Annotated in this window: 12 protein-coding genes; 3 read left to right on the top strand and 9 right to left on the bottom strand. The window is 68.1% G+C overall.

Annotated features, from left to right (window positions below; genetic code table 11):
* Nucleotides 1-453: 453 nt before the first annotated feature.
* The 5 genes from JWP60_RS00060 to JWP60_RS00040 are packed head-to-tail and all read right to left on the bottom strand — an operon-like array spanning nt 454 to nt 5310.
* Nucleotides 454-1431 carry a tripartite tricarboxylate transporter substrate binding protein gene (locus JWP60_RS00060; protein ID WP_299785149.1) on the bottom strand — a complete coding sequence of 326 codons (978 nt, stop codon included), beginning with the start codon at nt 1429-1431 and terminating at the stop codon, nt 454-456.
* 10 nt (nt 1432-1441) lie between these two features.
* Complete coding sequence (locus JWP60_RS00055; RefSeq protein ID WP_299785147.1) at nt 1442-2404, bottom strand: dioxygenase; 963 nt, start codon at nt 2402-2404, stop codon at nt 1442-1444.
* Between the two features lie 4 nt (nt 2405-2408).
* Nucleotides 2409-3185 carry an SDR family NAD(P)-dependent oxidoreductase gene (locus JWP60_RS00050; protein WP_299785145.1) on the bottom strand — a complete coding sequence of 259 codons (777 nt, stop codon included), beginning with the start codon at nt 3183-3185 and terminating at the stop codon, nt 2409-2411.
* The gene (locus JWP60_RS00045; RefSeq protein ID WP_299785143.1) at nt 3182-4468 is read right to left on the bottom strand and encodes an aromatic ring-hydroxylating dioxygenase subunit alpha; all 1287 of its coding nucleotides are present in this window, start codon (nt 4466-4468) and stop codon (nt 3182-3184) included. Before JWP60_RS00045 ends, JWP60_RS00050 begins: the two co-directional genes overlap by 4 nt.
* 56 nt (nt 4469-4524) lie before the next feature.
* A complete protein-coding gene (locus tag JWP60_RS00040; RefSeq protein WP_299785141.1) occupies nt 4525-5310 on the bottom strand; it encodes an IclR family transcriptional regulator in 786 nt (261 codons plus the stop codon).
* Between the two features lie 125 nt (nt 5311-5435).
* On the opposite strand from JWP60_RS00040, the gene JWP60_RS00035 reads away from it, so the two are divergent.
* On the top strand, nt 5436-6410 hold the full coding sequence (locus JWP60_RS00035; RefSeq protein ID WP_299785139.1) for a tripartite tricarboxylate transporter substrate binding protein: 975 nt from the start codon (nt 5436-5438) through the stop codon (nt 6408-6410).
* A gap of 96 nt (nt 6411-6506) precedes the next feature.
* Here the strand turns inward: JWP60_RS00035 and JWP60_RS00030 are convergent, their stop codons facing one another.
* From JWP60_RS00030 to JWP60_RS00015, 4 genes are all read right to left on the bottom strand, one after another.
* Nucleotides 6507-7085 carry a c-type cytochrome gene (locus JWP60_RS00030; protein WP_299785137.1) on the bottom strand — a complete coding sequence of 193 codons (579 nt, stop codon included), beginning with the start codon at nt 7083-7085 and terminating at the stop codon, nt 6507-6509.
* A complete protein-coding gene (locus JWP60_RS00025) occupies nt 7075-8379 on the bottom strand; it encodes a PQQ-dependent sugar dehydrogenase (protein WP_299785135.1) in 1305 nt (434 codons plus the stop codon). Before JWP60_RS00025 ends, JWP60_RS00030 begins: the two co-directional genes overlap by 11 nt.
* A gap of 144 nt (nt 8380-8523) precedes the next feature.
* Nucleotides 8524-8718 carry a hypothetical protein gene (locus JWP60_RS00020; RefSeq protein WP_299785133.1) on the bottom strand — a complete coding sequence of 65 codons (195 nt, stop codon included), beginning with the start codon at nt 8716-8718 and terminating at the stop codon, nt 8524-8526.
* Between the two features lie 106 nt (nt 8719-8824).
* On the bottom strand, nt 8825-9739 hold the full coding sequence (locus tag JWP60_RS00015; RefSeq protein ID WP_299785131.1) for a LysR family transcriptional regulator: 915 nt from the start codon (nt 9737-9739) through the stop codon (nt 8825-8827).
* A gap of 106 nt (nt 9740-9845) precedes the next feature.
* On the opposite strand from JWP60_RS00015, the gene JWP60_RS00010 reads away from it, so the two are divergent.
* Nucleotides 9846-10814 (top strand): tripartite tricarboxylate transporter substrate binding protein, encoded by a 969-nt coding sequence (locus tag JWP60_RS00010; protein ID WP_299785129.1) that lies wholly within the window; start codon nt 9846-9848, stop codon nt 10812-10814.
* 190 nt (nt 10815-11004) lie between these two features.
* The coding region (locus JWP60_RS00005) for an isocitrate/isopropylmalate family dehydrogenase (RefSeq protein ID WP_299785127.1) at nt 11005-11270 on the top strand (266 nt) is incomplete at its 3' end.

The following is an 11270-nucleotide window of genomic DNA, read 5'->3' as shown; positions in this document are numbered from 1 at the left end:
AAGGGGTGGCGCCTGCGCTGGCCGGTCTTGCGGCCCAGCGCTCCTACGAGAGCGCGCAGCGCGTATCGAGGAGCGCGTACGTTTCTGATTCGCGAAGCTGTTCGAGTTCGCAGTTGGGCCGCAGGCCAAACTGCAGACGAGTTCTTCGCGTGGGCCGCAAGACCGGCCAGCGCAGGTCTGCCCGATCGCGTTCACGCGATCGGGACGCCACTCCGCGGGCCCGCACCGCACGGCGTCTTGCGCGACCGCCCTGATGCTCGATACCGCAGGTGGAGCAAGCGCCAGGCAGCAATGCTGCGGGATTCCGGACAGCAGTGGGGCTTGACCCGGGATCCACACAGCGCTCGAACAAGCGCCGTCGTGGATTGCGGGTCAAGCCCGCAATGACATCCTTCGCCCGCGATGACATCCCTCGCGCGCAAAGACATCCTTCGCGCGCCATGGCCGCTTCGGCTATTCCGCCTTCGCCCCCGTCGCCTTGATCACCTGCCCCCAGCGACCGATCTCCGACTTGATCCAGGCGCTGAACTGCTCGGGCGTGTTGGCCACCACCTCGAACTCCATGTCGCGCAGCCGCGCGGAGGTGTCGGGGCTGGTCAGGATCTTCACCAGCTCGCGGTGGTAGCGATCGACGATGGGCCGCGGCGTATTGGCCGTGGTGAGAAAGCCGATCCACGACGTCGCCTCGAAGTCCTTGTAGCCGGACTCGGCCAGCGTCGGCACGTCGGGCGTGCCGTGAAAGCGCTTGGCGCCACTGGAGGCCAGCAGGCGCAGCCGACCTTCCTTCACGAATTGCTGCACGTTGCCCGGCACGAAAAAGCCCATCTGCACGTTGCCCGCGAGCAGGTCGGTCACGGCCTGCCCCGATCCCTTGTACGGCACGTGCACCAGGTTGATCCCGGCCGCGGACTTGAGCATCTCCATCGTCAGGTGCGAGGCGCTGCCCACCGCGATCGAGGCATAGGAGAAGCGGTTCGGTTGCGCCTTGGCCTTGGCGACCAGGTCCTGCAGGCTCGTGATGCCCGAAGCGGGATTCACCACCAGGTACTGCGGCGCCCTGACGGCCAGCGTCAGCGGCTGCAGGTCCTTCACCGGGTCGTAGGGCATCTTGTCGAACAGCGTCGGGTTGATGGCCAGCGGTCCGTTGTAGCCGACCAGCAGCGTGTGCCCGTCGGGGGCGGCCTTGGCCACCATGTCCGCGCCGATGTTGCCGCCGGCACCGGGCTTGTTCTCCACGATCACCGGTTGGCCCAGCGCTTCCTGCAGCTTGGGCGCGACCAGCCGCGCCACCACGTCGTTGGTGCTGCCGACGATGGGCACGATGATGCGCACCGGCCGGCTGGGCGCCCACTCCTGCGCCTGCGCGAAAGCGGTGGGTGCAAGGCTCGAAGCGGCCAGCGCGAGGACGGTGCGACGGTTCACGGTGGACATGGCCACTCCTTCAATCAAGGTTCTTGTTCTCGCTGGTCGCCGCCAGCACCACCAGCGGCGGCCGCGGCCCCTCGTTCTTCGCCGTGATCGGCGGCGGCGGCAGCGCGTCGTCACCCGGCGCGATCACGAAGGTGTGCTCCAGCGAGTACCAGCGTCCCTGCACGTCGGGCGCCGGTGCCGGCGCGCCCTCGTGCGCCACATAGCGGCCCACCAGCGCGCGCGTCACGCCGAACTGCACGTCGGTCTCCAGGTGCGGGTCGTCGCTGGAATACAGCTGCGAGAACTGCGTCTTGCAGCCAGTCTTGCGCACCATGACGTGGATGTGCGCGGGTCGCATGTTGTGGCGCCCCTGCGCGCGGATCAACTGCCCCACCGGCCCGGAGACCGGGATCGGATAGCCCGAAGGCTTGACGGTGCGAAAGCGCACGCAGCCATCGGCGCCGGTGCGGAACTTGCCCCGCAGGTTCATGTCGGCCTGCGCCGGATCCTGGTTTTCGTAGTAGCCCTCGCCGGAGGCCTGCCAGATGTCGACCTCCGCGTCGGCCACAGCGTGCCCGGCCTGGTCGCGGATCCAGGCGGTCACGAACACCGGCTCGCCGGGCGTCGGCGAGCGAACGATCGAGCCCCCTTGCGGCGTCTCGGGCGAGCCCTGGCGCCAGAAGGGCCCCATCAGGTTGGCCGTGGTCTCGTGCGTGCCGCCATCGCCGTTGTTCAACAGGCAGACCAGCGCGGAGACGCCGAGCGATCCCGCGGCCAGCACCACCTCGTTGTGCGAGGGCGTGGTGAGCTGGCCGGCCTTGGCGATCAGGCCGCAGATCTGGCGGAACTCCGGCTCGGTCAGCTCGGTCTCGCGCACGAAGTCGTGCAGGTGGCGCACCGCCGCGGCGGTGATGCGGCGCAGCCGCGGATCGGGCGTGCCCTCCACCGCCGCCAGCACGGCGCGCGTGAGGTCGTTGGCGTTGTCTATGATCATCGAGCTACTTGATGTGCAGTCCGCCGTCGACCAGCAGCGTGGTGCCGGTGATGAACGAGGCCTCGTCCGAGGCCAGCCAGAGAATGGGCCAGGCGATCTCCATCGGCTCGGCCCAGCGTCCGAGCAGCGAGGTGTCCTGCCGCTGCGTCTTCAGTTCCTCCACGCTCTTGCCGGCGGCCTGCGTGCGATTGACGTGGAAGTCGGTGAGCGTCGAGCCCGGGCAGACGACGTTGCAGCGCACGCCGTTGGGCGTCTCCTCGAAGGCCAGCGTGCGCGTCATCGCGACGATCGCCGCCTTGGTGGCGTCGTACAGCGCCATGCCCTTGCGGCCCTTGACGGCATAGCAGGAGGAGACATTGACGATCGCCGCCTGGCCCGCTTGCCGCAGGTGGGGCAGGGCGGCGCGGCAGAAGTTCGCCGTGCCCACCATGTTGACGCCGACGACCGCATGCCATTCCTCGGGCGTCGCATCGGCGAAGCTCGCGTAGTTGCGCATCGAGGCGTTGTTCACCAGCACGTCGATGCGGCCGAAAGCCTCCACGCATTGTTTCGCCGCCTCGGTGGCCGACGCCGGGTCCGCGACATTGGCCGCCAGCAGTTGCACGCTCGCACCCGGCACCTGCTCGCGGATGCGTGCGCCCGTGCGCTCCAGCGCCGCGGCGTCCATGTCCACCAGCAGCACGCGCGCGCCCTCGGCGCAGAACAGCTGTGCCGTCGCCGCGCCGATGCCGCCGCCGGCACCGGTGACGATGGCGGCCTTGCCTTGCAGCCGGCCGCTCACAGCGAGTACACCGGTTGGCCTTCGCCCGCCACGAGATGGGTGCGGGCCCACTCCTGCGGCTTCTGGTCGCGCGGCAACAGCACGCCGGCGGCGCGCACGCGCTGCCCCTGCGCGCCGGTGGCCGTCGGCTCCTGGCCCTGTTCCAGGCCCACCGTCGCTTCGAACAGCATGCGGCGCGCCATCACGATCGCGCGGTCCGAAGGCAGCAGCTTCTCCTTTTCGTGGTCCTGGATGGGCCCCATGCTTTCCTGCAGCGACGCGTCCTGCGCGGCGAAGCCGAACACGCCGCTGAACGCGCGCTTCTCCTTCTGCGCGACGCGGTCGATCAGGTAGTCGTTGTCCTTGTTCTGTTTCGGCCGCCAGCTGCCGCCCGGCACGTTGGTGCCCGGCTCGTATTCGCAATGCACGCCCTTGCCGTCCTGCAGGTCGCGCCGCTCCTGTTCGGACAGGGGCTGGTCGACGCGGAAGTTGATGCTCCACGCCCAGCAGTTGTGGTCGTCGATCGGCACCCACACGTGGCCGCCGAGGGCATGGTCGCCGAACGGCGGGATCAGGTTGTACCAGGGGAAGATCCACTGCGTGACGCGCCAGTAGTACGAGTCCGGCTCGCCATTGCGGCGGCCGAACAGCGTCAGGCCGCCATCGTGCTTCTCGACCTCGAAGGTGACGTTGCCGTCCTTCTTGATGTAGTCGTTGGCCTTGGTGCCCTGGTGGAAGGGATCGTTGTCCACCTCGAACTTGTGCACGAACGAGACGTGACTGGTGTCGATGCCGCCCTCCATCGCCTGCAGGTAATTGCACTCCTGCAGGCGCTTGGACACGAAGACATGGCTGTCCGGCAGGTTCGCCCATTCCACGCCGGGCGGCTCGGGCTGCTTGTCCCTGGGACCGAGGTAGGCCCAGACGATGCCGGCGCGCTCCACGCAGGGGTAGCCGGCGATATGGAACTTCTCGCACGCCTGCGGGGCCTGCGGCACATCGACGCACTTGCCGTTGATGTCGAACTTCAGGCCGTGATAGCTGCAGCGGATGCCCTTGTCCTCGTTGCGGCCGAAGTAGAGCGAGACGCCGCGATGGGAGCAGAACTCGCCGATCAGGCCGGGCCTTCCTTCGGAATCGCGAAAGGCCAGCAGCTTCTCGCCCATGATCTGCACGCGCACCTGCGGGCCGTCCGGTTCCGCGATCTCGCTGGTCAGCAGCACGGGAATCCAGAACCGGCGCAACAGGTTGCCGGTGGGCGTACCGGGGCCGGTACGCACCAGCGTCTTCATCATGTCCTTCATCTTCGTGTCCGTAGAGCGATTGGCTTGTCCATTCTATGGACGCATACGGAAGCCGGTCAAGGACCCGGGCTGCCTCCTAGGGTTTCCGAGAGGCGGCCGGCCAGGATGCGCAGGTACTGGCCGAACTCGTTCACCCGCGCCTCGGTCAGGCGCACGTCCGGACCGAAGACGCCGAGCGAGCCGGCGACCTTGCCGCGGCCATCGAAGAACGGAGCGGCCACCGCATACGCGCCCTGGATCAGCTCGTTGTGTCCCATGGCATAGCCCCGTTCACGGGTGATCGCAAGCTGCTCGCGCAGCCAGGCCATGTCGGCGTTGGTGCCGGCGGCAAACGCCTCGAGCTGTCCGCTGGCCAAGGGCGTGAAGGCAAGAATGGCGCGGCCGCTGGCGCCCCGCACCAGCCGCTCGGTGTAGCCGACGCCGCGCCGATAACTGATGGCCTGCGGGCTCTGCATCTCGGCGATGCACATGCGCATCTCGCCCCGGGGCACGAACAGGGCTACGGTTTCCGAGGTGTAAGTCCACGCTTCCTGCATGACGGGGCGGGCGAGCGTGCCCAGGTCCAGCGAGCTGCTCCACACGTGGGCCAGGCGCGCAACCGAGGGTCCGAGCCGAAAGCGCTGCGGCTCGCCCTCGGCCACCACGAAGCCCTTCTTGCCCAGCGTGTGCAGCAGCCGGTAGAGCGTGGGCCGGCTGAGATCCACCCGCTTGAGGAGATCGGCCACCAGCAGCCCCTCCCCGCCCGCGGAGAAGGCGGACAGCACGTCGAGCGCCCGCTCGACCGCACGCACGCCCTCGGCGCCCTGGGCAGGGGCCGCGCTTTCTTCGGTGATCTGTTCCATGAGGTCCCCACCTGCGGGCTTGCCGCATTGACAGAGTGTGTAGCCTGCCGAAAATAGAGATCGTTGTCCACTGTGTGGACACAACTCCGGAGAAATTCTGCTCCGGCACAACGACAGGAGACTCCATGCCCAAGCGCGCGTTCCTGCGCAGACTGCTATACGGCGCCGCCGCCTTCGCGTTCGCCGTTCCCGCCGCTTTCGCGCAGGAGTGGCCGGCCAGGCCGATCCGCATCATCGTGAGCTTCGCACCGGGCGGGCTGACCGACACCATCGCGCGGGCGCTGGCGCCCAGCCTGCAGCAGGGTTTCGGCCAACCCGTCCTGATCGACAACCGCCCGGGCGCCGGCGGCACCGTGGCCGAGGGCCTGCTGGCGAAGGCGCCGGCGGATGGCTACACCCTGCTGCTCAGCGCGGACAGCGTACCGGCCAACCCGCACCTGATCGCCAACCTGCCCTACGACACCTTCAAGGACCTGCAGCCCGTGAGCCTGCTCGCGCGCATCCCGCTGGTCCTGCTGGTGAACAACAGCGTGCCGGCCAGCACGGTCAAGGAGTTCGTCGGCTATGCCAAGAAGAACGACAACGCAAGCTACGCGAGCCCGGGGATCGGCACCAGCAACCACCTGTACTTCGAAGTCTTCAAGGACATGACGGGCATCGAGCTGCCGCATGTCGCGTACAAGGGCGGCGGCCCGGCCATGACCGACCTGGTGGGCGGCCATGTGCAGGCGATGCTGATCTCCAGCACGCTGGCCGTGCCGCAGGTGAAGGGCGGCAAGGTGAAGGCCCTGGCGGTGACCAGCGAACAGCGCCTGGCGCAACTGCCCGAGGTGCCGACCTTCGCCGAGGCCGGCTACCCGGACTTCAAGCCGCAGCAGTGGACGGGCCTGTTCGTGCCCGCGGGCACCCCACCCGCCGTGGTGGCGCGCATCCGCGGCGAGTTCGCCAAGGCGCTGAAGTCGCCGGACGTGCTCGCACGTTTGCAGGACCTGAACGCGGAGCCCGTGATGAGCACGCAGGCGGACTTCACCGCCTACCTGCATCGCGAGAACGAAACGCTGGGGCGCCTGATCAAGGCGCGTCACATCAGCGCGCAATAGGAGCGGAGGGATCCATGCGGCGCTCGATCAAGCGCCGCATGGATCCCGGGTCAAGCCCGGGATGACATTCGCGAACCCGGGATGACAACCCGCGCGTTACTCGAGCGCCGCCAAATACTGCGCGAGCACGTCGATGTCCGGCGCGGTCAGCGGCTGGGCGGCGGCGGTCATGTTGCCGTCCATGTCGAAGCGCGTGCCGGCCTTGAAACCCTGCAATTGCACGCGCAGGTAGTCGGCCTGCTGGCCGGCCAGCCGCGGGATGTGCTGCTGCCCGTGCAGGCTGGCACCGTGACAGGCGACGCAGTTGAACTGCTCGGTGATGCGCTTGCCGGATGCCATCACGTCATCGGCCGGCTTGCCTGGCGGCACCGCGCGCGTCTGCGCGGCAAAGAACTTGCCCAGCGCGGTGATCTCCGGATTCGTGAGCGGCGCGGCTATCGGCGACATCAGCGGATTGGTGCGTCGCTTCTCGCGGAACATGATCAGCTGCGTCGCGATGAACTGCGCCGGCTGCGCCGACAGCGATGGCACCGCGGGGTTGCTCGAATTGCCGTTCTCGCCATGGCAGGCAAAACACAGCTGCGGGTCGGCCGCCGCGTGGCCGGCCGAAGCCGTCCACGCGAGCGCGGCGACCAGCAGTGCGCGCAGTGCGCCGCCGCGCGCTTTACCGCGCATAACTGACGCGGTAGATCACCCCGTTGTAGTCGTCGGAGACCAGCAGCGCACCGTCACGCATCACCAGCACGTCGACCGGACGCCCCCACATCGGCGGGTCGGCCTTGGCATCGGTCAGGAAGCCTTCGAGGAAGGGCGTCATCTTCGCCCCGCCCTTGCCGTCGAGTGCCACGCGCATCACGCTGTAGCCCTGCTTGTTGCTGCGGTTCCAGGAGCCATGCAGCGCGATGAACATGTTGTCGCGGTATTGCGCCGGGAACATGCCACCGGAGTAGAAGCGCAGCCCGAGCGGCGCGACGTGCGCACCCAGCTTCATGAAGGGCTTGTCGAACTCCGCGCAGGAGCGGTGCTTGCCGAACTCCGGATCCGCGATGTCGCCCTGGTGGCAGAACGGATAGCCGAAGTTCATGCCCGTGCGCGTCAGGCGGTGCAGCGTGTCGTTGGGGTTGTCGTCATCGATCCAGTCCCGCGCATGGTTGGTGAAATACATCTCGTGGGTCTTCGGATGCCAGTCGAAGCCGACGGAGTTGCGCACGCCCTGCGCCACGCGCTCCACCACGCCCGTGTTCGGGTCCACACGGTTCAGCGAGGCCTGCATGTAGTTGGGCATCACGATGTTGCCCGGCGCGCCGACGTTGAAATACAGCTTGCCGTCCGGCCCCATCGCCAGGAACTTCCAGAAGTGCCCCGGCTGCTTTTCCGGATCGAGGTTGTCGACGACCACCTTGGCCGGGGGCGGGCTGTCCAGCCGGTCCTCGATGCCGTCGTAGCGCGTGATGCGATCGCGTTCGGCCACATACAGCGTGCCCTTGTTGAAGGCGACGCCATTGGGCGCGTTCAGGCCGCTCAGGATCTTTTTCACCTCGCGCTTGCCGCCGTGGTCGGTGACGGCATAGACGTCCGACAGGTTGCGGTTGCTCACGAACACCGTGCCCTTGTCGCCCAGCGCGAGCGAGCGCGCCTCGGGGATGCCGTCGGCCCACACTTCGACCTTGAAGCCGGCGGGGACCTTCAGCTTGTCGAGCGGCAACTCGCTGGCCGGCCGGCCGGTGAGCAGCGGCGCGAAAGGATGCAGCGTCGAGCGCTCGTGCGCGGACGAGCGCCCCTGCTGCCAGGACGGCGGCGCCGTCACTTGCGCCCCGGGCGGCGCCAGGGCGGGGTCGGACTTCTGCGCCTGCGCGTTTTGCGCATGCAGCGGGCCGGCGGCCAGCAGGCCGAGCAGCACCGGTGCCAGCCAGGCAGCGCGGAAACGACGAGGGCCTTGGGGGGACGCGACGCCAGGAGTTCCAGTCATGGGAGCCTTTCGGGAGCGGGTGGATGACGGGTGAAGTGCAGCAGCGTGCGGGTCTTGTGCCACCCGCACCCTGCGCCGTCAAGAGAACTCGCCCTGCCTGGCTGCCCGCCGCCGTCGCACGCGCGACGGCCCGCGCCTAGACTCCTAGCGGTGGCTCCGGGGCTGCGGCCGGTGCCGTTGCGCGGTCGTGCGGTTTTCGCTACGCAGCCATGGCTGTTGGGCCGCGCACTCGCGATGCTGCTGGCGTAGGGCCTCGGCCGCCTTCGGATCGAAGCGGCCATTGACGTAGTTGGACGCGTTCTCTTCCGGGAACGACTCGGACGTCTTCCATTCGTGCATTGCACATCTCCCAATGTCTGCTGGACAGCTTACGGCTGTCGCAGCGCAGCATGCAAGGCAGCGAAAACTTCGTTACGTCCCGGCGTTGCGTCGGCGCCAGCAGTCGTTATCTTTTGCGCAGGGATTTCATCGTGCCCCGGCTCGCTTGCGTGAGCAGGTGCATGAAGGCGGCAGCCGGCGGCGAGAGGCTGCGGCCGCTGCGCCGCAGGATCGCCAGGGTGCGGCCGATGGCCGGTTGGGACAAGGGCACGCCCACCACGCCGGCCGGTGCTTGGGGCACCGTGAGTTGCGGCACCACGGCCACGCCGAGCCCGTTCTCCACCAGCCCGATCAAGGTCGACACGTGCCGCACCTCGCAGATCGGCCGCGGCAGCGGCGGCAGTTCAGCGAGCGCCTGGTCGATGAACAGGCGGTTGCGACTCGCGTGCGAGACCCGCGCCAGCGGATACGCATGCAGTTCCTCCCAGCGCACCGAGCGCCGCCTGGCCAGCGGATGGTCCGCGGGGCAGGCCAGCACGTAAGGCTCCTTCAGCAGCGGCGTGAATTCGATCTCCGGATCCTGCATGCCGATGTAGTTGAGCGCGATGTCGGCTTCGCCCCGCTTGACGCTGGCCAGCACTTCGTCGGCCCCTGCCTCCAGCACGCGCACCAGCACGTGCGGATGCCGTTCGCGAAACTTGCGGATCAAGGGCGGCAGGAAGTGGTGGGCGGCCGAAAACACGCAGCCTACCGTCACGTCGCCCGCCTCCAGTTGCGCCGCGTCCCGCAAACTGAGGACGGAGCGATCGAGCTCCTCGACCAGCGTGCCGACCTGCTCCAGGAAGCGCCGGCCGAGCACCGTCAGCTCCACGCTTCTCGTGGTGCGGTCGAACAGGCGCACCTCCAGCATGCGCTCGAGATTCGAGATGCGCCGCGACAAGGCGGGCTGGGACAGGTGCAGTGCCTTCGCCGCCCCGGCAAAGCTGCCGAGGGCGCCGACGGTGGCGAAGGCACGCAGGTCGGCCAGGGAGGGTTTCACCATGGCGAGCGAACATCATTCATGCAGGACCTGCAACAAAACCTCAGAAAGTTGCAATTTACAGCAAGCCCGCGCGCGCGGAAGATGCGCGCACAAGGAGACAAACAAAATGAAACGCCGCCACCTCCTGCAGGCTGCTTCGGCCGCCGTCGCCATGCCCGGGCTGGCCCTCGCGCAGGCCTATCCCAGCAGGCCCATCCGCTACGTCGTCCCCGTTGCCGCCGGGGGCGGCAACGACATGATTGCCCGCGTCGTCACCGAACGCTGGGGCAAGCTGCTCGGTCAGACCTTCCTCGTCGAAAACCAGAGCGGCGGCGGCGGTGTCGTCGCCTGCCAGAACGTGGCCCACGCGGCCCCCGACGGCTACACGCTGATGCAGGGCTACGTGGCCACGCACGGCACGACGCCCGCCACCCGCCACGTCAACTACGACGCGATCCGCGACTTCACGCCGATCGGCATGATCGGCGCCACGCCCAACGTGCTGGCGATCAACACCAGCGTGCCGGCGAAGAACGTCCGTGAGTTCATCGACTACGTCAAGCGCAACCCGGGCAAGGTGAGCTACGGCTCCGCCGGCGCCGGCTCGCTCACGCACCTGACCATGGAGCTGTTCAAGCAGGAGACCGGCGCCTTCATGCTGCACATCCCCTATCGCGGCATCGCGCCGGCGATCACCGACCTGCTCGGTGGCCAGACGCAGGCGATGTTCCCGGGCCTGGCGGCGGCGCTGCCGCACCTGCGCTCGGGGCGCATGCGCGCCCTGGCCGTCACCGGCAAGCAGCGCAGCCCGCAGCTGAAGGACGTGCCCACGATGGAGGAGGTCGGCTTCAAGGGCTTCGACGCCATGCAGTGGTACGGCTCGGTCGGGCCGGCCGGCCTGCCGCCGGACATCGTGCGCCGCCTGAACGAAACGCAGGTCGCCGTGCTCAAGTCGCCCGACATGAGCGAGAAGCTGGCGAGCGAGGCGGTCGAGCCCTGGCCGATGACGCCGGCCGAATTCGGCCAGTACATCAAGAGCGACATTGCCCGCTGGACTGCGCTGGCCAAGGCCCGCAACATCCATCTCGACGAATGACCGGTGCGCCGGCCTTCGCCCGCCTCCGTGGCTGTCGCCCCATGGATGTCACCCCCATGGATGTCATCCCGGCCTTGAGCCGGGATCCAGGCAGCGCTTGATTCGAGCGCCGTCGTGGATTGCGGGCCAAGCCCGCAATGACATCCACATCCCCAGTCCTTCGCCCGCCCGCAACCCTGACTGAATCAACGTGACCCAAACAGCACCCCTGAGCATCGGCATCCTCAACGGCGACGACATCGGCCACGAGATCGTTCCGATCTCGGTCGACATCGCCCGGGCCGCCGCCGAGATCCACGGCGTGACCATCGACTGGCGGCCGCTGCCGATCGGCGCCCGGGCGCTTCAGACGCACGGCCACACGCTGCCGCCGGAAACCATGGAGACGCTGAAGACGCTGGACGGCTGGATCCTCGGCCCGATCGGCCACCGGGCCTATCCGAAGGTTCCGAACGC

Origin of the sequence: Ramlibacter sp., assembly GCF_028291745.1 — a bacterium.
GTDB lineage: Bacteria > Pseudomonadota > Gammaproteobacteria > Burkholderiales > Burkholderiaceae_C > Ramlibacter.
The sequence above is the reverse complement of the archived record's forward strand: the minus strand, read 5'-3'. Positions and strand labels throughout refer to the sequence as shown.

Bases quoted from the DNA above. Each gene is read 5' to 3' on its own strand.
- JWP60_RS00060 (WP_299785149.1), bottom strand. From the start codon at position 1,431: ATGTCCACCGTGAACCGTCGCACCGTCCTCGCGCTGGCCGCTTCGAGC.
- JWP60_RS00055 (WP_299785147.1), bottom strand. From the start codon at position 2,404: ATGATCATAGACAACGCCAACGACCTCACGCGCGCCGTGCTGGCGGCG.
- JWP60_RS00045 (WP_299785143.1), bottom strand. From the start codon at position 4,468: ATGAAGGACATGATGAAGACGCTGGTGCGTACCGGCCCCGGTACGCCC.
- JWP60_RS00040 (WP_299785141.1), bottom strand. From the start codon at position 5,310: ATGGAACAGATCACCGAAGAAAGCGCGGCCCCTGCCCAGGGCGCCGAG.
- JWP60_RS00035 (WP_299785139.1), top strand. From the start codon at position 5,436: ATGCCCAAGCGCGCGTTCCTGCGCAGACTGCTATACGGCGCCGCCGCC.
- JWP60_RS00030 (WP_299785137.1), bottom strand. From the start codon at position 7,085: ATGCGCGGTAAAGCGCGCGGCGGCGCACTGCGCGCACTGCTGGTCGCC.
- JWP60_RS00025 (WP_299785135.1), bottom strand. From the start codon at position 8,379: ATGACTGGAACTCCTGGCGTCGCGTCCCCCCAAGGCCCTCGTCGTTTC.
- JWP60_RS00020 (WP_299785133.1), bottom strand. From the start codon at position 8,718: ATGCACGAATGGAAGACGTCCGAGTCGTTCCCGGAAGAGAACGCGTCC.
- JWP60_RS00015 (WP_299785131.1), bottom strand. From the start codon at position 9,739: ATGGTGAAACCCTCCCTGGCCGACCTGCGTGCCTTCGCCACCGTCGGC.
- JWP60_RS00010 (WP_299785129.1), top strand. From the start codon at position 9,846: ATGAAACGCCGCCACCTCCTGCAGGCTGCTTCGGCCGCCGTCGCCATG.